Origin of the sequence: Filimonas effusa (assembly GCF_004118675.1) — a bacterium.
GTDB classification, from domain to species: Bacteria; Bacteroidota; Bacteroidia; order Chitinophagales; family Chitinophagaceae; genus Filimonas; species Filimonas effusa.
The window spans coordinates 2,282,203-2,303,937 of record NZ_SDHZ01000001.1 but is presented as its reverse complement, the minus strand read 5'-3'; the positions used below and the strand labels follow the sequence as shown (position 1 = coordinate 2,303,937).

General features: G+C 45.6%; 17 protein-coding genes and 1 riboswitch. Of the genes, 5 read left to right on the top strand and 12 right to left on the bottom strand.

What is annotated here, in order from left to right; translation table 11 throughout:
- Positions 1–52: 52 nt before the first annotated feature.
- Positions 53–2,773 (bottom strand): cation-transporting P-type ATPase, encoded by a 2,721-nt coding sequence (locus ESB13_RS08530; RefSeq protein ID WP_129002575.1) that lies wholly within the window; start codon positions 2,771–2,773, stop codon positions 53–55.
- A gap of 204 nt (positions 2,774–2,977) precedes the next feature.
- On the opposite strand from ESB13_RS08530, the gene ESB13_RS08525 reads away from it, so the two are divergent.
- Complete coding sequence (locus ESB13_RS08525) at positions 2,978–4,675, top strand: hypothetical protein (RefSeq protein ID WP_129002574.1); 1,698 nt, start codon at positions 2,978–2,980, stop codon at positions 4,673–4,675.
- Positions 4,676–4,791: 116 nt separating this feature from the next.
- Here ESB13_RS08525 and ESB13_RS08520 read toward each other — a convergent pair whose 3' ends face one another.
- Positions 4,792–5,199 (bottom strand): DUF2846 domain-containing protein, encoded by a 408-nt coding sequence (locus ESB13_RS08520; RefSeq protein ID WP_129002573.1) that lies wholly within the window; start codon positions 5,197–5,199, stop codon positions 4,792–4,794.
- A 27-nt stretch (positions 5,200–5,226) separates the two neighbouring features.
- The gene (locus ESB13_RS08515) at positions 5,227–5,679 is read right to left on the bottom strand and encodes a hypothetical protein (RefSeq protein ID WP_129002572.1); all 453 of its coding nucleotides are present in this window, start codon (positions 5,677–5,679) and stop codon (positions 5,227–5,229) included.
- Between the two features lie 67 nt (positions 5,680–5,746).
- Here ESB13_RS08515 and ESB13_RS08510 point away from each other — a divergent pair, with 67 nt between their 5' ends.
- The gene (locus tag ESB13_RS08510; protein ID WP_129002571.1) at positions 5,747–6,127 is read left to right on the top strand and encodes a DUF3052 family protein; all 381 of its coding nucleotides are present in this window, start codon (positions 5,747–5,749) and stop codon (positions 6,125–6,127) included.
- A 50-nt stretch (positions 6,128–6,177) separates the two neighbouring features.
- Positions 6,178–6,759: a DUF4202 domain-containing protein gene (locus tag ESB13_RS08505; protein WP_129002570.1), complete on the top strand. Its 582-nt coding sequence runs from the start codon at positions 6,178–6,180 to the stop codon at positions 6,757–6,759.
- Between the two features lie 71 nt (positions 6,760–6,830).
- Here ESB13_RS08505 and ESB13_RS08500 read toward each other — a convergent pair whose 3' ends face one another.
- The 4 genes from ESB13_RS08500 to ESB13_RS08485 all read right to left on the bottom strand — a co-directional run bounded on the left by ESB13_RS08500 (position 6,831) and on the right by ESB13_RS08485 (position 12,671).
- Positions 6,831–7,382, bottom strand: a complete 552-nt coding sequence (locus ESB13_RS08500) for a fasciclin domain-containing protein (protein ID WP_129002569.1) — start codon at positions 7,380–7,382, stop codon at positions 6,831–6,833.
- Positions 7,383–7,624: 242 nt separating this feature from the next.
- Positions 7,625–9,151, bottom strand: coding sequence for a DUF4394 domain-containing protein (locus tag ESB13_RS08495; RefSeq protein ID WP_129002568.1), 1,527 nt, complete (start codon positions 9,149–9,151; stop codon positions 7,625–7,627).
- Between the two features lie 148 nt (positions 9,152–9,299).
- Positions 9,300–11,624, bottom strand: coding sequence for a 5-methyltetrahydropteroyltriglutamate--homocysteine S-methyltransferase (gene metE, locus ESB13_RS08490; RefSeq protein ID WP_129002567.1), 2,325 nt, complete (start codon positions 11,622–11,624; stop codon positions 9,300–9,302).
- Positions 11,625–11,770: 146 nt separating this feature from the next.
- Positions 11,771–11,953, bottom strand: a riboswitch (cobalamin riboswitch).
- Between the two features lie 151 nt (positions 11,954–12,104).
- Positions 12,105–12,671: a thioredoxin family protein gene (locus ESB13_RS08485; protein WP_129002566.1), complete on the bottom strand. Its 567-nt coding sequence runs from the start codon at positions 12,669–12,671 to the stop codon at positions 12,105–12,107.
- Between the two features lie 273 nt (positions 12,672–12,944).
- Between ESB13_RS08485 and ESB13_RS08480 the strand changes: the two genes are divergently transcribed.
- Together ESB13_RS08480 and ESB13_RS08475 are read left to right on the top strand one after the other, a co-directional pair.
- Complete coding sequence (locus ESB13_RS08480) at positions 12,945–14,318, top strand: glycoside hydrolase family 28 protein (RefSeq protein ID WP_129002565.1); 1,374 nt, start codon at positions 12,945–12,947, stop codon at positions 14,316–14,318.
- Between the two features lie 30 nt (positions 14,319–14,348).
- Positions 14,349–15,068 (top strand): AAA family ATPase, encoded by a 720-nt coding sequence (locus ESB13_RS08475; RefSeq protein ID WP_129002564.1) that lies wholly within the window; start codon positions 14,349–14,351, stop codon positions 15,066–15,068.
- A 144-nt stretch (positions 15,069–15,212) separates the two neighbouring features.
- Here ESB13_RS08475 and ESB13_RS08470 read toward each other — a convergent pair whose 3' ends face one another.
- The 5 genes from ESB13_RS08470 to ESB13_RS08450 all read right to left on the bottom strand — a co-directional run bounded on the left by ESB13_RS08470 (position 15,213) and on the right by ESB13_RS08450 (position 21,733).
- Positions 15,213–16,871: a polysaccharide lyase gene (locus tag ESB13_RS08470; RefSeq protein WP_220399576.1), complete on the bottom strand. Its 1,659-nt coding sequence runs from the start codon at positions 16,869–16,871 to the stop codon at positions 15,213–15,215.
- Positions 16,872–17,012: 141 nt separating this feature from the next.
- Positions 17,013–17,780, bottom strand: a complete 768-nt coding sequence (locus tag ESB13_RS08465) for a LytR/AlgR family response regulator transcription factor (protein ID WP_129002563.1) — start codon at positions 17,778–17,780, stop codon at positions 17,013–17,015.
- An 11-nt stretch (positions 17,781–17,791) separates the two neighbouring features.
- Positions 17,792–18,826, bottom strand: a complete 1,035-nt coding sequence (locus ESB13_RS08460) for a sensor histidine kinase (protein ID WP_220399575.1) — start codon at positions 18,824–18,826, stop codon at positions 17,792–17,794.
- Between the two features lie 3 nt (positions 18,827–18,829).
- Positions 18,830–20,077: a hypothetical protein gene (locus ESB13_RS08455; RefSeq protein WP_129002562.1), complete on the bottom strand. Its 1,248-nt coding sequence runs from the start codon at positions 20,075–20,077 to the stop codon at positions 18,830–18,832.
- A gap of 159 nt (positions 20,078–20,236) precedes the next feature.
- On the bottom strand, positions 20,237–21,733 hold the full coding sequence (locus ESB13_RS08450; protein ID WP_129002561.1) for a lipopolysaccharide biosynthesis protein: 1,497 nt from the start codon (positions 21,731–21,733) through the stop codon (positions 20,237–20,239).
- Between the last annotated feature and the right edge of the window lie 2 nt (positions 21,734–21,735).

Sequence of the window (21,735 nt, the reverse complement as noted above, 5' to 3'; positions counted from 1 at the left end):
TTCGGGTTCTGCATCTTTTATTTCCGGCCGGAAGGTAATGCTTTTTCATCGCCTAGCGCATGACCATTGTCGCCTGTTTTTTGCCGTACACCAGGTTGCGTACAATCGCTTTCTCAAGCTCTATCACCACAAACGTCGCTAACCCCAGGTAAAAAGGCCATTGCCAGTGCTGTAACGATAATGGCTCCGTTCCAAACACCCGGTTCATAAACGGCAGATACGTAACGCCAGCCTGCAATACGAACAAAAGCCCCGCCACAACATAAATAGCCCGGTTCGAAAAGAAGTCCTGGTTAAAGGCGCTATGGCTTACACTGCGGCAGTTGAACAAATGAAAAAGCTGCGCAATAACAATGGTTTGTAATGTGATAGTTTTAACAGTTTCTTCTGCGATCCCCATATTCAGCAGGTGGGTACAAAGCCACAGCGTGCCGCCGCCTATGAATACCGATACGAACAGGATACGCCATATGAAATAGCGGCTTAACAACGGCTCATGAGTAGGTCGCGGAGGCCTTTGCATGGCATCGGCTTCTATAGGCTCAAAGGCCAGTGCAAGCGATACCGTTAGTGATGTCACCATATTCACCCACAATATTTGTACAGGAGTAAGCGGCATGATCGTGCCAAATAAGATACTGGCCATGATCAGGAAGCTCTCCGCGCCGTTCGTCGGCAATATGAAAAGGATGGTCTTTTTCAGGTTGTCATAGATCCTGCGGCCTTCCTTCACTGCTTCTACGATGGTGCTGAAATTATCATCCGCCAACACCATTTCGGCGGCTTCTTTGGTAACCTCTGTTCCCTTGATGCCCATCGCAATCCCTACATTGGCCTGCTTCAACGCAGGTGCATCATTCACGCCGTCGCCGGTCATCGCACAAATGCTGCCATTGGCCTGCAATGCATTCACCAGCCTTAGTTTATGCTCCGGGCTGGTACGTGCAAATACATGGTTTGCTTCCGCTGCCTTCCTGAGCGCTTCGTCATCCATTTCCTGCAGTTCTTTTCCCTGTATGGTTTGTCCGCCCTCATCGATACCCATCTGCGCACCTATGGCCCTGGCAGTATCGGCATGGTCGCCGGTGATCATCTTTACAGTAATACCTGCCTCTTTACATAAGCTGATAGCCTCTATGGCCTCCTCCCTCGGCGGATCTATAATACCTGCCAGTCCCAGGAATACAACCCCCTCGCCAAGATCGTCATGGCTTATCTCTTGTTTATTTTTGTCGACCCGCTTATACGCAGCGCCAATTACACGCTGCCCTTCTCCGGCAAGTTCGGAGATCCGGTTCTCCCAGTAAGGTTTGTCGAAATCTCCGGCGCCATCAGGCCTTTCTTCCCGGTTGGCCATATCCAGTAAACGGTCGGGGGCTCCCTTGATATAGATCAGTTGATCTTCTTCCGCCTCTACCATCGTAGCCATGTACTTGTAATCCGAATCGAAAGGAATGGTGGCTTTCCGGTTGCTGTCTCTTCCCGAACCGGAAAATCCAGCCTTATGCGAAAGCGTGATAAGGGCCCCCTCCGTAGGATCGCCTTTTATCATCCAGTGATCATCCTTGTCTTTATCCAGTGACGCTTCATTACAAATATGAAAACACGATATGAGCTGTTTTAGCTGTTGGTTTTCATCCAGGTGAACTTCCTGCGCATCACGGGTAATGGATCCTTCAGGAGCATAACCGATGCCGCTTACATGATAACTGCCATCTCTTACCGCGAGTTGCTGTACGGTCATTTCGTTTTTTGTAAGCGTTCCTGTTTTATCCGAGCAGATAACCGACACGGAACCCAGTGTTTCTACCGAAGGAAGATTCCGGACGATGGCATTGTGTTTGGCCATATTGCGTACCCCGATAGCCAGTATGATCGAAAGGATGGCCGGTAATCCTTCCGGGATAGCAGCCACTGCCAGCCCGATAATAGACATGAGCAGTTCCTCGTCAGGATAATCCCTCAGGAAATGCCCGAAGAGATAAGTAGCGCCTGCAATCACAATGATAAAAATAGAAATGGTTTTGCCAAACTTCGCCGTTTGCTGCAACAGGGGAGTGGTGAGTTGTTCCACTTCTGTCATCATCTGGTTGATCTTCCCGATCTCTGTATCTTTCCCTATAGCGGTGACAACGCCTCTTCCCGTTCCTGCACTTATAGTAGTGCTGGTAAAAGCCATGTTTATCCGGTCACCCAATTCCGTAGCGCCTTCTAACGGATCGGCTTTTTTCTCCGATGCTTCCGATTCCCCGGTTAATACCGATTCTTCTATTTTTAAACTATCTGTACTCAATAAACGTAGATCGGCAGGAACCTTATCGCCCGCATTCAGTAATACGATATCTCCGATCGTTACCTCTTCCGCATCTATCTCTATTCGTTTGTTATCCCTGATCACATGCGCTTTGAGTGATAACATATTCTGAATACTCTTCAACGCATCTTCCGCTTTACTTTCCTGGAAATAACCAATACAGGCATTTACCACAGCTACTACCACAATAACGATCGTATCGGTATAATGTCCGAGTATACCCGTAACGATCGCAGCGCACAATAACACATAAATCAGGATATCATGAAAATGCTTCAGGAACCGGATAAATTTGCTGCTTTTTTTCTTTTCCGGCAGCTTGTTCCGTCCATACTGTTTGATACGCTTCTTTGCTTCTTCATTCGATAAGCCTGCATTGGCATCCGTTGCAATTTGCTGCACTACTTCCTCTTTGTTGAGTCTGTACCATTCTTGCTGGTGTAGCTGTTTCTTATTCATGGGCGAAGAATTTTTGAACGCCCCTGATGCCACATTTTTTATGCCATCCCGCATGTCTCCTGCCTTATTGCAGGAACAGTTGACTTCCTGTCTGAACTGTGCAAAAAAATCATCTCGTTGCGGCCTTTATTACGCAACCGCCGTTGGTCCCTTTCTCTTCGTACACAACTATCTCATTTGTATATTTGAAGTCAACTGTTTGCCATGAATTCAACGCAACCCTTTGCCAGGAGCTGTGCTTTCCTGCTCATGTGTTTTCTATGTATTGCACACCTCCTCATGACGCTTTCCTTTCTTATCGACAAAAAACTTTTTGCGCCTGTATTGCCGCTTTCTCTTGTTGCCGCCGCCGTGGTCAGTTATTACTACAGCATCAAAAACGGAATGCCCCGGAATGACTGGTATAAGGTATTGGGAGTGAGCTTGTTGGTGATTCTTTTTTCAGTGGCTTTCGCCTTTTTCTTTTTCGATTTCTCCTGGGATGGCCAGTGGTATCACCAGGCTGCCGTTTACAATATGACGGAAGGCTGGAACCCGCTCCTGCACCCCATCAGTAGTTTCGATAAACACAACGATCTCTCTATCATTCATTTTCCCAAAGTATCCTGGTATTTTGCCGCCGCAGCACTAAGTCTTTTCGGCGATGTGGAAGCCGGCAAAAGCATCAACGTCGTTGCTTTTTTCGCCGCTGCTTTTATGGTATACCAGGCGGCAAGAGACTTTAATATGTCGAAGAACAGGGCATTGTTACTTTGCCTCATTACGGTGTTGAATCCCGTTATCTGGTGCGAGATCACTACCTACCTGGTAGATGGCCTCTTATATACCTTCCTGTTATTGTATTTTGCGACCTTGTTCTCTGTGATACATCGCCCTGATAAAACGACCCTCCTGATCGGTATCATGGCCGTCGTTTGTCTCATCAATACAAAGTTTACAGGCCTGGTATTCTACTGTTTCTTCGCTTTCTGCGGACTCATCTATCTCTTGTTCAGGAAAATAAGCTTTGTGAGACGTTATATCGTGATGAATGCGATAGCGTTATTAACCGGTGTTTTCCTGTTTGGATTTAATCCTTATGTTACCAACTTCCTTGAAAGAGGACATCCCTTTTACCCGATTATGGGTACGGCTAAATATCCCGATGTATATACAACTACAGGAAGAGATGATAATGAAGTGTACGAAACTCCGGCCAATATGAAGGGCAAAAGCCGGGTGGTACGCCTGTTTTATGCGCATTTCAGCAGGCCAGGCAATGCTCCTTACAACAAAGAGAAAAATGCGGAACTGGTGTGGCCTTTCCTGGCAAAACCTGAACACTGGAAATTCTATCATATCCAGGACGTGCGTATGGCGCCCCTGGGACCCTATTTCAGCGGTTTGTTTATCATCACCCTTGCCTTAGGCATCTGGCTCTTCAAAACCAGGAAAGAACTACGCTGGATGATCGCTATCTCTATGACTGCAATCATGCTGACGCTGTTCTTCAATATCCACTTCTGGTGGGTGCGCCTGGTGCCGCAGTTATGGCTTATCCCGGTCATTCCGCTGGCCATCCTGTTGCTTTCTGCGCAAAAGGGTAAAAGCCTGTGGTGGATAGGCGCATTTGCAGGATTAATGGTCGTCAATGCATTGGTAGTGCTGGGTTCGCATATGTACTGGGAAACCAGCTCTGCTTTGATGTTACGGCGGCAGTTCAGGGAAATAAAAGAAAAAGATCAAACCATCCTTATCCGCTATGGCAAGTTTAAAAAATCGATGGAAGAAAAGCTCAACAGGCGTGGTATTAAATACATCGACACACCTACGCCGGAAGTAAGAGCCAAAGTGCATTACAACCTGGCCAGCGTGGTAGAAGGTTACCCTAATATGGTCATGTATCGCATAAAAGAAGAATAGCGCACTAAAATTTATAACCCGCTGAAAAGCGTGCAAACGGGTATAGCTCGGCAACATTGCTTTGATCTTTGTAAAACCCGTTCAGGGTGAATTGACCAATACCTGTTGGCAAAGCTCTATTTGTCTGACAGGCATTTGTTGTTTTGTTTTAGCTTCTGCATTTTAAGCGTTGCAGAGTTGGCTGTTAATTCCTGGCAGGATACTTTATCTGCCCATGCTATATCGATATATGTTGTTTTCCCTGCTTCTACTGTGATCGTTAAAGGCGTTGAACGCTTCTGCGTAGAAAGACCTCCGGGGTTGACAGCAACCGTATGAGCACCTGCGGGAACGGTATGAATGGAGTACTGTTTGTTTTTAAGTTTGCATACCAGGCTGTCATCGATGTACACCTTGTCATTCACCATAGAACCTACATACCCGTTAGCCCGGATAAAACAAATAGTACCTGTTTTTTGCTGCGCAAACGTTTTGTAAGAGCATAGGCTGATAAGTGCTATCAAAAGCACGCTGATTGTTTTCATAACTTATAGTTTAAAAATACGGAATTATTATTTAGTATAAAGAGGACTACGCTTTATCAGGTATTCCTGCGTAGTCTGAAATCCAAGATAGTCAAAGCTTTCCCCGGTAAGCGGGTGTTTCGAAAGGGCAGGCTTGTCCAGGTGTCTCAGTTGTGAAATGAATTCGTTTTTATACGTATGGCTGGTCCTCGAAATGCCTGCTTTAATAAGTGTTATGGAGTCTGGTGTGATAAGCAGCTTTTCCGATTGTATAGCTTTATTGATAAAGCGATAAGCGGCTACCAGGTAGGCTGTAAATAAGGCGAGAAAGAATATAAATTGAAGTGGCGAATCGGAAATAGCTGTCCGGAAAGCATATAAAAACGGAATAGCCATGCAACTGAACAAAACGAAATAAAAGGCATTTAAAACTTTAGGCCTGTTGTCGAAGGCTTGGGATAACGTGATAAGTTTGCCTTCATTTTGATTTTCAACGGTCATTTTTATATAGTTAGAGGGTTAAAAAGCTGTTTCAAATGTATTATTATCTTTAATAAAAAGATACCCCATGCAGGAAATTATCAAAAAGTGTAAGTTCAGGGGAGCCGGTGTTGTTATAAATGTTCCGCCTGACCTGCAAAGTGCATGGCTGGAATCCGGCTTCCGGCTAACATTCGATAAAAAGGAGAAAAGCGCCAATACGTTGGTATTTGCAAAAGACAGTGTTGCGTTGCTGCAGTTCCTGGAGAAAGGATTGAAAAAAGTAGAAGAAGATAGCGTATTGTGGATCGCCTATCCTAAAGGAACCTCAAAAGTGAAAACGGATATCAATCGGGATACCATTCGTGAAACCGTAGAAACGTTCGGACTGTCTACTGTTACTGCTGTTTCGATCAACGATATCTGGAGCGCACTTCGCTTTCGCCCTATCGATAAAGTAGGAACCTGATAACGCGGCATTCCCTATATTTGAGTCGACCAATAGCAACCGCCGCAACAATGGAAAAACTGGAACAGGCTTTTAAACTTTTTGATGATTACAACCGGCAATCCCCCGGAACCATTATTCATGAGGGACAGGAATACGCTACCGAATATTTCTATGCTTTAAAACTATACGAGTGGGTACTGCGCCTGGCGCCAGAAGCCAGCGAGCCTTTATTGCTTGCTTCAAGATGCCAGCATATAGGCCGCTGGGAAATACCGCGCAAATCCTATCCTGAAGGCAGGGTAGGGTATCTGAAATGGAAAAATGAACTCGCGAAATATCACGCGGCAAAAGCTGCAGAAATCTTACGTACTGTAGAATACGATGAAACGCTCATTCAGCGTGTAACGGAAATTGTACTGAAAAAACGTTTGTCTTCCGATCCTGAAGTGCAAATCATGGAAAACGCTTTATGCCTCGTCTTCCTCGAATATCAATACGATGACCTGATCGCCGGCCAGTCCGAAGAAAAAATGATCGGCATTCTTCAGAAAACCTGGGGCAAAATGACCGACCCCGGAAGGAATGCTGCATTAACGCTTTCATACAGTGAAAAAGGAGAGAGGCTCATAAAGCAGGCATTGCAGGCATAATCAATAAGCCTGCTGCATTTTTGCTAAAAAAGCAATGCAGCAGGCTTATTGATTAACGACTAATGTTGTGTCTAGTGCATGAGTACATTATCTACCACATGGATCACGCCATTACTTTGGTAAACATCTTTAATAGTAACAGTTGCCATTCCACCTTTCTCATCTTTGATGATAAGGTTGGAACCTTTCATCCATAACCATAATTTACCGCCTTGCACAGTGGTAAGTTCCGCTTTGCCGCCGCCTGCTTTTATTTTCTCAGCGATTGCTTTGCTGTCGAGTCTGCCGGCTACTACGTGATAGGTGAGTATACCTTGCAGCATCGATTTGTTTTCAGGTTTTAACAGCGTTTCTACCGTGCCTTTAGGTAGTTTGTTGAAAGCTTTGTTGGTAGGGGCAAACACAGTGAATGGACCTTTCCCCTGGAGTGTTTCAACAAGATCTGCTGCCTTTACTGCTGCTACAAGTGTCGTGTGATCTTTTGAGTTGACTGCATTTTCTATAATGTTTTTAGAAGGATACATGGCTGCTCCGCCAACCATAGTAGTTTTTTCCTGTGCTATTGCCATGTTTGAGGCAAAAAAGGTAATGGCAAGACATGCGAACGAAATGAGCTTTTTCATGATTACTAATAATTAATAATAAAATATTTGATGATGTATTTATGTACGTGTTTGTGCTTGTGTAAGTTTGAAATGCTGATAATAATTCCGGTATTTCCTCGTAAATGTTGCCATGTGAATTGCTGCAAATAAAGAAGCGGCTGTATCATGCCTGTGATACAGCCGCTTTTGCCTGTAGGTTAATCCAGTCCTGGCAGCTCTGGAATTATAATCGGTATTCTTCTTGTCGTTTATAATTGCTGCTAAAAACCTGGTGCTATAGCAAAGCCACTCACCTTGTTAGGGAAGTCTTTGCTTGCTGTAGCCATACCTGTTGTCGTATTGATCGTATATAGTTTGGAATTGCTGCCAATACTGAGTACTGCATATCCCATATTACTGGCGCCGCCAATGTCAAAACCATTTTGACTGTCGGCAGTAATGCCCAGGTTTCCGATCTCTGTTAGTAAACCGTTGTTGGGAGGATCTTGTTTAAAAAGCTTGTTTGTATTTAATACAAATAAAGTAGTAGTGGTGGCGCCTGGATAATTATTGGTATAAGCTGCACCACTAATGGCAGGTGAACCGGGATTGATAGCGCCATCGGTTCCTGCTATAGTACCGTTATCGGGAACCAGTCTTAGATTTTGTCCCAGGTTCGTAACCAACCTGATTCTATCCACTGTCGGGTTGAAGTCAAAACCAACTGCCGAAGTGCCGGCTGTGAGAAGAAAACTGCTGCCTACAGCGGCGGCGGCTCCCGTAGCCAGGTTGAATGTATATAAGCGTGCATTGCCCGCAATGGTAACTGCAACACCATATAATTGTCCGTTTACAGGCCTGAAATCAATGCCCATCACCGTTTCTCCGGCTCCTAAACCTGCAATCGTTTTATTGGTAACGGAGATGGATTTGGACGGATTGAATATTTGTAATTGGCCGCTTTCACTTACAGAATACGCTACAGGATCGGTAGGTATGGCAATGTCGATAAGTGTGGTGGATAGATTGCCTATTAAATTGGCCTGCGCATTGGCTGTATTAATAGTGTAAAGCCTGCTCATACCATCTGCTACAAAACTTGCCAGTATCACACTATTATCACTATTGATATCGAAGCCGCCTTTGCCTGAGAAATTGACATTGAGCGTGCCTACTTCCGCAAGTGTGCCGTCATTGGGTGGGTTCTGTTTGTAAAGCTTACGTGTATTGGCGTCTATATCAAACAACTCAGTAGCAGAGGCGCCCGCTATATTGTTGGTATAAGCAATAGAAGAAATGGCTGGACTGGTTCCTCCATTTATGTTGCCATCCACACCAGCAACAGCACCTGTTTCAGGATGTAAACGAAGATTCTGTCCGGTATTGCTTACCAAACGTATTCTGTCTACTGTTGGGTTGAAGTCGATACTGGCTGATGTTCCTGACAGCATAGGGGTAAAAGAAGTGCTTCCAACTGCAGTAACATTGCCTTTGTTGTTATAAATGTCGATAATGTAAAGCCGGCTATTGCTGCTTAATGCATAAAGCTGACCTGTAGCAGGACGAAAATCGATACTTAATAATTTTTCATTGGTAGCAAGGCCTGTTACGTTTATGGTTGCCAGCGTGGTTCCTGCATTCCTGGCATTCAACTGTATCAGTTGATTGTTGTTGGTAAGGCCCCAGAATGTAATATCGGGACCGTGGTTGTTATTGTTATCACTTTTACTACAGGAAGAAAGAAGGGTAATGCCTAAACATAAAAGCACAGAAAATACCGCAAGGGTTATAACACTTTTTGCATTCATATGATTTTTTCATATAAACGTTATTTGTTCAACCTTGGATTTTTAAAATGATTTTATTTATTTTTTAATTGATAGGGGTATTTTTCTGAAAATAGTTTTCGCATAAAAAAAGGGCTGGCCATTTGTATCAGGTCAGCCCTTTTCAGGTCTATTGAATCTGTAGAACAGTCTGCCGTAATTCTTCAGCAGCATTGACCATTTCTTCTAATGCGGCCTTGGTTTCATCCCATCCGCGGGTCTTTAATCCGCAGTCGGGGTTTACCCAAAGTTGTTCCGTGGGAACCACAGCCCTGGCCTTTTCCATCAGGCTTACCATTTCCGCTTTCGAAGGAACGCGTGGCGAATGTATATCGTAAACACCGGGCCCTATTTCATTAGGGTATTGGAATGCAGCAAAAGCATCCAGTAATTCCATTTGTGAACGCGATGTTTCAATAGTAATGACATCTGCATCCATATCGGCGATATGCTGTATGATGTCATTGAATTCGGAATAACACATATGCGTGTGTATCTGTGTATCGTCCTGTACACCACTTGCCGATACCCGGAAGGCACGTACAGCCCAGTCGAGGTATTGTTGCCAGTTCTCTTTACGCAGTGGCAAACCTTCCCGTATGGCAGGCTCATCTATCTGGATGATTTTGATGCCTGCTTTTTCCAGGTCCACCACTTCATCGCGAATCGCCAGCGCTATTTGCGTACAGGTTTCGCTCCGGGGTTGGTCGTTACGTACAAAGCTCCATTGTAAAATGGTGACAGGGCCGGTAAGCATTCCTTTCATCCATTTTGTTGTAAGTGATTGCGCATAACTGCTCCACGCCACCGTCATAGGAGCAGGGCGATGAACATCGCCATAAATAACCGGTGGTTTAACGCAACGGCTGCCATAACTCTGTACCCAGCCGTTTTCAGTAAATACAAAACCGGCTAGCTGCTCACCAAAGTATTCAACCATATCATTGCGCTCGAACTCACCATGTACCAATACATCCAGTCCTATCGCTTCCTGCCAGCGAACCGCTTTCTCCGTTTCGTCCTTCAGTAGTTTGTTGTATTCAGCGTCGGTAAGTTCAGCCTTCTTCCACCTGGCACGCCAGTTCCTGACTTCTTTGGTTTGCGGAAACGAACCGATAGTGGTAGTCGGAAATAAAGGAAGTCCCAGCGCCGCATGCTGCTTTTCTTTACGCAGGCTAAAGCTGTTTATGCGCTGCGCATCCTTTTCCGTGATCGCCGCTACACGTTGTTTAACGGGCTGGTTATGTATCAGCGAAGAAGTTTGCCTGTTGGCGATACATTGCTGATTTTGTACCAATGCTGCCTGCAATTCCGAAGAATTGTTGCCGTTGGCAAGTTGCCGCAGCGTATTTACTTCATACAGTTTTTGTTTTGCAAAAGCCATCCACTGCTTGATCTCGGGTGTCAGCACCTTTTCATTGGTTTCCAGGTCAAGGTCACAGGGACTGTGCAACAGGGAGCAGGAGGGGGCTATCCATATTCGTTCCTTACCCAGTGCATTAACGGCTTTGTTGATGATGGCAAGTGAATGTGAAAAGTCGTTTTTCCAGATGTTCCTGCCATCTACTACACCCAATGATAACTGCGTCCTGCTTTTCGTGAATTCAGTAGCAAGAATGTCATCCAGTTGCGCCGGGCAGCGCACAAGGTCCAGGTGTATCGTGTGAACCGGTAAACTCAATACGGTAGAAAGATTCTTTCCATAACACTCGAAATAACTGCTGAGAATGATATGCAGTTGAGGCAGCGTTTGTTTTATTTTCTGGTAAACCTTTGTAAAGGTCTGTCGTTCTCTGTCCGACAGATCCAATGCCAGGCAGGGCTCATCGAGTTGTATATAATAAGCTTCATGCTGATCCAGTTGTTTCAGAACTTCCAGGTAAACCGGCAGCAGGTTGTCTATCAGGTCCAGCCTGTTGAAATTGGCTTCTTTTTCTTTACCTAGCAGGAGGAAAGAGATAGGCCCTAACAATACCGGTTTCGCCTGTATGCCTTCTTTATTTGCCTCCAGGAACTCTTTTACAACCTTCTGGTTAAAGAAACTGAACTTCTGGTTGGCCTTGAATTCGGGTACGATATAGTGATAGTTCGTGTCGAGCCACTTGGTCATTTCCATGGCGGTAATATCCACACCTTCTTTCTGGTAACCGCGCGCCATGCTGAAGGCCAGGTCCAGGTCATTTAGTTTTTTATCTACGATAAGTGTATGATAACGTTCTGGAATGGCGCCTGTTAGTAAGCAGGTGTCGAGTACATGGTCATAGAAGGAGAAATCATTACAGGGTATCCAGTCTATACCTGCCTGTTTTTGTAGTTGCCAGTTGTAGGAGCGGATCGTTCTGGCAGTTTGTTCTAACTGGTGAGCTGGAATTTTCCCGGCCCAATACTGTTCATTGGCTTTTTTGAGTTCCCTGTGTTTTCCAATACGAGGGTAACCCAGATTGTGTGTTTGCATCTTTTTTGTTTAGTCGTGAAACAATGAAATATGCACTTGCTAACAGCACAAGCTATATGGAAACAGGAGAACAAGAGGGTAGGCATGGACATAGGTTGTCCATCTTGAATAAAGTTCAATGCCCGACTTGCCCTGTTTCGTGAAAGCTTGTCATTAAGATAGAGGCAAGTCTCCTGGCTTGTAACATTTTACCTCCTTCTCATCCCTTTGGGGGACAATGGATTTGCCTGGTAAAACCTTTACGTTACTTACAGTTGCACGTCAGCCCGTGATTTTCACACGGTTCCTTATTAATTCCTGTCAAGGAAACCTATATCCGATTGATATGTATGCAAAGAGCGGCAGCAAATATAGGGGATCTCAGTTAGGTAGCATAATTATGCTTAAAGCAGTCTCGATGCACTGTGCAGCTACTTTGTCGTTACCGCAACGCACAAGTCAGGAGCTGCCTCAGCACCAATCTGCTCCTTTTGGTTGTGCTTACTGCATGTCATTAAAAACCAGCAGCAGCTCTTCCTGTATCGCTACTCCCTTATTGTTATTATACCAGTGCTGGATCTCTTCTTTTACTTTGTCGAAGCTGGCCTTCTCCTGCATCAGGCTGTCGTAGATCTCCTGGCATCCCGCCGGACGGGGTCCCCAGGTGGCCAGGTCATGTCCCTCGGTATTCTTGATAACTAGTTTGGGAATAGATTTTCCACCCCTTGTAAGATAGCTCTCAATTCGATGGGGTTCACTATCTCTTAACTCGTAACTGAGCGTGATGAGCGGGTTTTCCCGGCTTAACAGCTCTATAAACGGAACGCTATGGGCAGCATCGCCGCACCAGGGTTCCGTGATCAGTATCCAGTGCTGCGGCGCACCAATGCTTTTTACCTTTTGAATCAATACTTCAGACAACTCGCCGGTTTTTAGCCAGCGGTTCATCCTATGCCAGTTCAGCTTTGTATAATCAAAGTAGTCGGGGTTATTGTAAGGCGCAGCCAGTTCAGTACTTTCTTTGGCTACTATATCCTGGAAATAGGCAACGTATTCAGAAAATGTCATAATTGTTAGGTGTTAGAGCTATAAACGTTTACCCGCAAACGCGTGCTTGGCGCCGGCGGGCTGCAAATCTAATGATGCAGAACCAAACGGTTTAGGTTTACAGCATTTAATAACAAAGATCTGAACCAGATATAACATAAAGGTTAACTGAATGACCTGCCGCTTTTGCCTGCATCCGGTGGAAAATACCTAAAATCGGTTTAATTTCGGCCGCGCAGCGGCTGTTTCTAAGGTAAACGGCTTTATAACCCAACACAGCTTAATAAAGGTCTGATGAAGTTTTATAACATAGCCATTCTCTTCGTTTCTTGTTTTGTAGCTTGTATCAACGGCAGGTCCCAGGGTTTGACAAGGACAGAAAAACGTGATGAGATCCTGAAGAATATCGTTCCTCCCAAACTCTCTCCCAATACCTTCCGGTTAACGGATTTTGGCGCCAGGGGCGATTCCATGACCAATTGTAAGCCGGCTTTCGATAAAGCCATCGCCGCCTGTAAAAAGAAAGGTGGCGGCCGCATCATGGTCCCTTCCGGCATTTATATCGTGAACGGTCCCATTCATATGGTAAGTAATACCGCTATAGACCTCGCAAAGGGGGCAAAACTCGTTTTTGGAACCAATCCCGATCATTATCTTCCCGCCGTTCCAACAAGCTGGGAAGGCACCTTTCTTTACAACTACAGCCCACTCATTTATGCTTACCAGGCGGAGAACATTGCTATCACCGGCGAAGGAACTATAGATGGTAATGGAAAGGAAGGCTTCGCTAAATGGTACGACCTTCAGAAGCCGGATCAGCAACTGAGCAGGGAGATGAATCATAGCGGCGTTCCCGTATCCCAACGCCAGTTCGGAAAAGGCCATTACCTGCGCCCGCAACTGATCCAGTTCTTTGAATGCAAAAACATCCTGGTAGAAGGTGTCACCATTCAAAACTCACCATTCTGGACCGTACATTTCCTGAAGTCGGAAAACATCATCGCAAGAAAAGTGAAGTTCAATGCCTTCAATAAAAACAACGACGGCTTCGATCCGGAGTACTCCAGGAACATACTGATAGAAGATATCGACTTCAATAATGCCGATGATAATGTGGCTGTCAAAGCCGGCCGGGATCAGGAAGGCAGGTTAACGGCCATACCTTCGGAGAATATCATTATACGCAACAGCAGGTTTAAAGGGCTGCATGGCCTGGTGATAGGAAGTGAAATGTCTGCCGGCGTACAAAACGTATTCGTTGAAAACTGTACCTATGGCGGTTATTGCAAACGTGGTATCTATCTGAAGTCGAATCCCGATCGGGGCGGTTTTATCAGAGATATTTATGTAAACGATGTCACGTTCGGTGAGGTGGAAGATGCGGTTTTTATTACCTCTTTCTATCATGGCGAAGGCAAGGGGTATGAAACGGATATCCGCAATGTTTACCTGGATAACGTAAAGTTTACAACAGCCACCAACGCGGGATTGGTGATCCAGGGCTATCCCACCAAAAAGGTGTCGAATATTCAGTTCTCCAATATAAAGATTGATTCCTGCGGTACAGCGATAAGCTTCACCAATGCCGAACAAGTTATATTCAGCAATGTGGTGATTGGAAAAGAAATCACTGTTCCCAGTGCTGCCAACCACACGCCGTCTCATTAAGCCTTTGCTTAAAAATTTATCGATGTAATTATGAACCTGTACGATCTTATTATAAACGACAAAGAAAAAATAGCCCTGGCCGATGTATGGCTGACGCCTGAGAACAGGCAGCAGATAGAGGTGTTGATCAAAGAGCATTTTTATATAGAGGAACTACATAAATACGAGCTGCCCGTTAATAACAAACTCTTTTTACATGGCGCATCCGGATGTGGTAAAACCACCACTGCAAAAGCCATCGCCGGCGCTTTGGGCAAAAACCTGGTCATTCTCAACCTGAGTAATGTGGTATGTGCCCGGATAGGAGAAACTGCTCAGAATCTCAAACAGGTTTTCGACAAAGCAGCCAGGGAGAAGGCCGTGTTGTTCCTCGACGAATTCGACCAGGTTGGAAAGGCCAGGGATAATGAAGACAGTGATGTGGGTGAAATGAGAAGACTGGTAAACACTCTGATCCAGATGATAGATTATTATCCCGAGAAAGCATTGCTTATTGGCGCTACCAATCATCTGCAGGTAATAGACAGGGCATTGTTAAGACGTTTCCAGTTGCATATTTCTTTCGAAATGCCGGCTGCTGCCGAACTGGATAATTACTACGACAGGCTGCTGGAAAGATTTCCCAAAGAATTACAGTCCATCACCCGCAAATACAATATATCCTATGCCGAGGCGAAAGACGATGCGTTTACGCAAATCAAGGCCAGAGTTATCTGGAATATGGAACAGAAACAGGACAGCATAGTATAGCCGCTTTGATAGATATAAAATCAGGAAAGCCCGGGGCCGGAAGTGAAGCATTCGCCTAACCTCCTGCACCGGGCTTTTGTTATGCTGTACCCTGTAACGCATCTGTAACCAATACATCACTGGGTGGGGGAGCAGTCGTAACTGTTATTTTTTTCCTGCAGCTACATCATTCAGGAATTTCTCGATGTTGGTATAGCCGCTTCCGTCTTTGCTGAGAGCGCTCGCATCTTTGGCGTCATTGGGATTTAAACCGTGTTGCTTCTCCCAGGCATCAGGAATACCGTCATTGTCTGAGTCTTTATACGGCGTGCCTTTATATTCAGGATAACCACCCACCTGGCTGATATCGGTGAGAATACCTGTTTTGTAAGAGTCAAGCGGCATCCTGCGGTGCTCAAACTGTGTGGTAGGCGCTTTTACATTAGGCAGGTAAGTGATCTTGCCGGTTCTTACCTGTTCTATAACACGGGTGTCGACAGGGTCTCTTTCAGGAAGTGTAGCTCCCGCATTTTTCAACACATAGTTGAAGGCTTCCTGTGCCGATGTAATCGTTACCGGAGCCATAGGGAATGGAGCATCCACACGCATGTAATCTACATATTTGCTCAAGTCCGATTGATCTTCATCTGCAATCTGTATACCGCCTGCCCAGTTGTCTTTTGTAATGGCAGGGAATCCTTCCATGATGTTGCCGTTTGCATACACCCTGCCGAAGACCTTGTAGGCTAGTTTGCTGCGGCCCGATTCTGGTTTCAGGATGCGGTGCCCTACTGGTGAAGTTTTAGGAGTGGCAGGACCGGGTTTGTAATAGTTGTTGATCATGTTGTAAGTAGCAGTATAATCGCCGCCATCTACAGAACGATGCACCCAGTTGAATATAACGTTGTTGACAAAGTTGAAGGTGCCGTTCCAGCCGATAGAGGGGTTACGGCCGGTATTGTCGGCCCAGAGGTTACGCATAAACGTGGCGTTCTCTCCACCCAGCGTGCTGCCGAAAGCATGGTTCCAGGTATCCAGCCCTTCTGAAAAAATGGAGTGCTGGATCGTTAAATTCACAGTGCCCATTTTCTGTTCTTTAGAACCGGTGCTGTCATCATACATATGACGATACAAACTCATGTTCTCATCCAGTCCCCAGCTTGCCGATACGTGGTCTATGATAATGTTGCCTATCGGGTTACCGCCGATGGCGTCATCGCGGCGGCCTACAAATGTTTCACCCCTGCGGAAACGCATATAACGGATAATAACATCATGCGTATTGATCCATACAGTTTCGCCTGCAATACATACACCGTTGCCCGGTGCCGATTGCCCTGCGATGGTAATATAAGGAGCACGTATAATAAGAGGCGTTTTCAAACGGATGATACCAGCTACATTGAATACTACCGTACGGGCACCACCCTGCTCACAGGCATAACGGAGACTGCCCGGTCCATCGTCATTCAGGTTGGTTACTACAAATACTTTACCGCCGCGGCCGCCGAAGCTATACTTGCCGCCGCCTTCTGCACCAGGGAACGCAGCAATACGGGCCTGGGGAAGATCAGTGGGACGGTGTGCCCACGGGGAATAAGGTTTGCCATGTCTGGCCTCTTCCTGGATAATAGGCCACGCCTTTTGCCAGGCCGAATCGGAATGACGGCTGGCAGCATCCATTACTGCCTTGCTGGCCTCGGCTGCTGCCTGTGGAATTTTGGGATATTGTGCAGAAGCGGATTGTATGCCGCATACAGTGGCAAGCACCAGTACCTGGCAACACCGGCGGAACTTTACTGTTTTTAAATACGTCGGGTTCATCGAAGTTTTTTTATTACTTTTTACAATACATCTGTTCTCAGCTGTCAAAGAAAACAGATCATCGCTCCGGTAAAAAATGAATTCCGATGTACACGTATATTATACGGATAGAGAAGGATTATTGCATTCTGAATAAACAGGCTAATGATCGAGCCATGCTTTAAAAAGAGGCGTCTTCTGGCTGCTGATCACTACCTCTTCATCGTGCTCAGGTGTCAGTAATAACTTCAGCCGCCCTTTGAAATATGGATGCACCTCCTTTACGGAATCTATATGTATGATAAGACTCCGGCTTACATGAAAGAACACTGCAGGATCAAGCATCGTCATGAGTTCGTCTAAGGTATAATCGAGCGGGTATTGCTGCTTCTCCCGGGTCACCAGCATCGTAACCTTGTTGCGCGAAATCAGATAAGCGATATCGCTTATCTTCACAGCCTTGATACGATTGCCGGTTTTTACCATAAACCGCGACTTATACTGGTTCTGGCTGTTGCGGATGATATTGATCAACTCGCTGAACTGGGGATCGTTGCCTGCCGGCTTCATCTGCGAAGCTATCGCCTCCATTTTCTGAAGACTCTTTTCAAGCTTCTGGTATTGCACCGGCTTTAACAGGTAATCTATACTGTGCACCTGGAAAGTATCCATCACATATTGATCATAGGCGGTGCAGAAAATAACCGGGCACTTTACCTGTACCTGCTTGAAAATATCGAAACACAAACCATCCGATAAATGAATGTCCATCAATATCAGGTCGGGCTGCCGGTGATCCGAAAACCAGCTAACCGCCTCCTTTACCGAAGGCAGGATCGCCAGGAGGCGGATCTCCGCACTGTACTGCCGTAACATCTCCGCCAGCCTTTCCGCTGCAGGTGCTTCGTCTTCAATGATCAATACTTCCATGGCAATCATCTTTATTCATCTACCTCCAGCAGAGGCAGCGCTACTTTGAAAATTTCATTGTCACAACCTACGTTTATCTGCAACGCCGACAGATACTGATAACGCCTCCGGATATTCTCCAGCCCGCTTTCAAGTTTTACCATCCCTTGTTTCGGCATAGGCTGGTAGGTGTTCTCTGCAACTATCCATCGGTCCCCTTCCGGGTAAACCCTGATCTGTAAAGGCATATCCCGCGAAATTATATTATGCTTCACAGCATTCTCCATCAGCATTTGCAGCGCCAGCGGCGGAATACAGCGCTCGCTGACAGCATCATTAATATCGGCTATTTCAATAACAACACCTTCTCCAAAACGTTTCTTCAGGAGGTAACAATAGGCTTTTATAAACTTTAACTCTGTAGAAAGAGGGACCAGCTCCTCTTTCTTGTATTGCAATACATAACGGTATACATCGGCAAACTTGTCAAGGAAATCCTGCGCCTCATCCCGGTCCTTATCGATAAGACTGGCAAGCATGTTAAGATTGTTGAACAGAAAATGAGGGTCCAGCTGCATCCGCAATGAATTCAGTTGCGCCTGCAGGTTCTCCTCCTTAAGCTCATTTGCCTGCAACTGCGCTTTTTTCCATTGCATCATGAAATAGATGCCAAAATTGATAGACAATACCGGTATCGTAAAAAGCAGGCCGTAAACATTCAACACCAGCATCTGCGTGAGGTCCGGCGGCATCCCATTGGTACTTACTTTAAACAGGTAATAGGTAAGATTGATACAGCAAAGCGTATATACCGTACTGGTCACCAGTTGAATAAAGAACCGGCTGCTGGTTCGCGACGCTATCCACGGTATCTTCTGGTCGAGCAGGAAATAAATGTACCTGTTGCCAAACCATAACAGCACGATCACTGTAACGATCCAGGCCAGCGCTACTATATAAAAGCTTTCCACCTCCTCGTAATACACCAGGTAGGCAAGGAAACCGGCGCTGATAAGTGCAGCCGCAAAAAACATATAGAACAGTAACCGCTGGTATCTCTTGTTCATAATCTATCTGAACGAAATTTCTTTTACCTCATTCCATGGAATATACTGGTACTTCTTGTTGGGCAGCCATATCAGCACACCCCAGTTCTTATCACTTACGTCATTGGCCCAGCCCAGGAGCAGCGTAGTATTATCCTTTAACCAGATCTGCGAATAACGTTGCCTGTAAGGAGCAATTCTGGCAATATTGTAAAAAGGGATCTGGTAATAAAGCCCATCCTTGTTCCCGTCAAGTATTTCCACATTCCATTCCTCATCGAGATCAAATATACAGGTTCCCTGGAAGGTCTTGTTGTACGTAGTGCTCACCGTGGCATATAAACGGTTTGCAGGCAGATAACTGTTGTATCCCAACCCTGTTGCAGGCTGCGCCTGCAGGGTCAGCGAGCGGAAGGCTTTCCATTCTACCAGCGTTCTGCCATATAACGGATGCATGACAATGATCCCTTTATTCGTATTGCTTACATCGTCTGATGCGCCCAATAATATCTTTTCACCGGAGCGAAGCTGTACCAGCGCCTGGTTGTTTTGCTTTTCAATTTGCGCAATGCTTGAAAAGGAATAGGATACCAGCTCGTTATTCTGTGTTTTCCCGGTGAGCTTATGAATATCCAGGTACTTGTCCCTGTTCCACTGAATAAACCCCGTCACAAGGCCATGTGTAGTGCGTATGGTGCCATAAAGCGGCGTCCGCTGTGCCTGGGCAGGGGAGTTGGGCGTATTGCTGAAATTCACCCTGCTTATCTCATCCCATTTAACTGTTTTGGAATTGCCTGCCATATACACCACAATGTTTTTACCCAGTTGTGCAGCCTCATCTTTATAAGGCTCTACCCGTACTTTGCTTCCGTTTTTAAAATAAACCTCTGCCTTGTCCGAACCGGTGACATGAATAAACTGAATATCCCCGAAACGGCACAGGATCTCCTTTTTCCGCCGCGGTAATTTGTCCTCCCAAAGGCTCATAAATTGCCAGTCGATCTTCTGCCCGCCCTCTTCATTGCTCAGCCGTTTGATCTGCGTCTCGTCCAGGTACTTGAAAATATTCTTGTTGGTGGTTTTGGTGACCGACAGTACATCGCCCCAAAGACGCTGGCCACCGCTCCATTTAATAGTGCCGGTATAGGTTTGCTTGTTTTTCAATACTACTTCGCCATAAATATAGCCGTCGTATTGCGCGTTTGCCTGTGTGCCCGGAACACAGATCAACACAATAAAAAAAGCCAATAGACAGGAGGGCAAATGCTTCATAAATACAGATAAATACGCTTAAATTAAACCAATTCACGCCACCCGCAGCCAACCGGACGATGAACCGGGATTTCAGCCGGCTGAAGCAGGATATAACCCTGCCGGGCCGCTGCCCGAACCAAATTTAATGAAACCTGCATACCTGGCAGTAACAGTAACCTACTTCTTCAGGCCCAGCCGCTTCTTAAGCGTTTGTAATACCGGCTCAATATCAGGCGTGATCTTCAGGAAATACACCGGTAGCAGGTATAAAACCGAAAAAACAACGCACGCAACAATAAGATAGCTGAGACCGCTTAACGAAGAAATGCAAAGTAAAGTGATGCCATAAGCTGCAAAGGCAATGACAAGCAGCTTAAGCGTATGAAGCGTAAACGGCTGCATATGGTATTTGTACCATATAAAGCCGATGCGGATGAGGTTATAAATGGTGATGGAAATTAAACCGGAATAGGCGGCGCCTATCATCCCTAATTGCTTTACAAGAAAATAGTTGGTGGGAATGGTAAGCGATAATAAGATAACCCCGCTGAAAAACTCAAAACGCCAGTCGTTCGATGTGCCGATGATCTGGGCGTTCACACCTGTCCCCAGTTCAATGATCCAGTAAATGCTCATGATAAGGAACACCCATTTCCCTTTCAGGAAAGACGGGTTGATATGAAATACGCTTACAGCCGTATCCATACACAACCATATGATAAAAAAGATAAAGATCGACGACAACAGCATGTTGATGGAAGAACGTTTGTAGATCCGGTCGATGGTTGCCATGTCTTTATCTTTCCAGGCATTGGCCAGTAAAGGAATCGAAATTGAGATGATGCTTCTCTGCGGCGCCTGCAGAATGGTTACGAAATAATTGGCAAACGTATAAATACCCGCCTCTGCAAGGCCGTTGGTATTGGCAATAAGGATGGCACCCAGGAAATTTGCAATAGTATGCACTATATTTCCCATATACACATAGGAGATGAGTGTCCCCATCTTCTTAAAGAACTTACGTGTAACCCGGCTGATCCTGAATACCAGTTTATAACCCTGCACCACCACCAGGTAATACAATAGAATGCCTGCAACAATAGCATATTGCAACGCAAAACAGATCATAAACGTATGAAACGAAATAAGCCCTGTCAGCTTTATGGCAATGAGTACCGTGGTGATAAAACGGAAGAGTGTTTCCCGCAGGAAATTAGTGAATGCAATTTTTTCGAGATGCCACGCAAAAGCCTCCGTTACGCTATATAATCCCATAAACAGGGCGGCAGGAAACAGCCAGTAATAATAACGTATAAGCAAGGGCGACCGTGCAGAGAACTTACGGATGAATATGTCTTCACCCAGCCAGCCGGCCAATAAGATGATAAGAAAGCCCAGCATACCCCAAAGCAATGCCCCCGACAAAAGATCGTTTTCCGTCTTCTTAAGATTGCGGTTATAAAAAGGGAAGAACTTATAAATGGCTGGCTGGGCGCCCAACATGCTGAGCGTGCCCATAATAGCTACCATGTCCAGGAAAACACGGGTAAGGCCATACTCCTCCACCGTAAAGAAATTCTGTTTCGAAAACAGGTAAGTGTTCAGCGCTCCTATAGCAAAGCCTGCATATATGATAACTGTAGAAAGAATGGTTTTTTTGCGTACCTCTGCCATAG

What these genes read in the sequence shown, in the direction of transcription:
- ESB13_RS08475 (WP_129002564.1), top strand. Translation starts at nt 14,349, where the DNA reads ATGAACCTGTACGATCTTATTATAAACGACAAAGAAAAAATAGCCCTG.
- ESB13_RS08480 (WP_129002565.1), top strand. Translation starts at nt 12,945, where the DNA reads ATGAAGTTTTATAACATAGCCATTCTCTTCGTTTCTTGTTTTGTAGCT.
- ESB13_RS08530 (WP_129002575.1), bottom strand. Translation starts at nt 2,773, where the DNA reads ATGAATAAGAAACAGCTACACCAGCAAGAATGGTACAGACTCAACAAA.
- ESB13_RS08455 (WP_129002562.1), bottom strand. Translation starts at nt 20,077, where the DNA reads ATGAAGCATTTGCCCTCCTGTCTATTGGCTTTTTTTATTGTGTTGATC.
- ESB13_RS08495 (WP_129002568.1), bottom strand. Translation starts at nt 9,151, where the DNA reads ATGAATGCAAAAAGTGTTATAACCCTTGCGGTATTTTCTGTGCTTTTA.
- ESB13_RS08485 (WP_129002566.1), bottom strand. Translation starts at nt 12,671, where the DNA reads ATGACATTTTCTGAATACGTTGCCTATTTCCAGGATATAGTAGCCAAA.
- metE (WP_129002567.1), bottom strand. Translation starts at nt 11,624, where the DNA reads ATGCAAACACACAATCTGGGTTACCCTCGTATTGGAAAACACAGGGAA.
- ESB13_RS08465 (WP_129002563.1), bottom strand. Translation starts at nt 17,780, where the DNA reads ATGGAAGTATTGATCATTGAAGACGAAGCACCTGCAGCGGAAAGGCTG.
- ESB13_RS08500 (WP_129002569.1), bottom strand. Translation starts at nt 7,382, where the DNA reads ATGAAAAAGCTCATTTCGTTCGCATGTCTTGCCATTACCTTTTTTGCC.
- ESB13_RS08520 (WP_129002573.1), bottom strand. Translation starts at nt 5,199, where the DNA reads ATGAAAACAATCAGCGTGCTTTTGATAGCACTTATCAGCCTATGCTCT.
- ESB13_RS08460 (WP_220399575.1), bottom strand. Translation starts at nt 18,826, where the DNA reads ATGAACAAGAGATACCAGCGGTTACTGTTCTATATGTTTTTTGCGGCT.
- ESB13_RS08450 (WP_129002561.1), bottom strand. Translation starts at nt 21,733, where the DNA reads ATGGCAGAGGTACGCAAAAAAACCATTCTTTCTACAGTTATCATATAT.
- ESB13_RS08510 (WP_129002571.1), top strand. Translation starts at nt 5,747, where the DNA reads ATGCAGGAAATTATCAAAAAGTGTAAGTTCAGGGGAGCCGGTGTTGTT.
- ESB13_RS08515 (WP_129002572.1), bottom strand. Translation starts at nt 5,679, where the DNA reads ATGACCGTTGAAAATCAAAATGAAGGCAAACTTATCACGTTATCCCAA.
- ESB13_RS08470 (WP_220399576.1), bottom strand. Translation starts at nt 16,871, where the DNA reads ATGAACCCGACGTATTTAAAAACAGTAAAGTTCCGCCGGTGTTGCCAG.
- ESB13_RS08505 (WP_129002570.1), top strand. Translation starts at nt 6,178, where the DNA reads ATGGAAAAACTGGAACAGGCTTTTAAACTTTTTGATGATTACAACCGG.
- ESB13_RS08525 (WP_129002574.1), top strand. Translation starts at nt 2,978, where the DNA reads ATGAATTCAACGCAACCCTTTGCCAGGAGCTGTGCTTTCCTGCTCATG.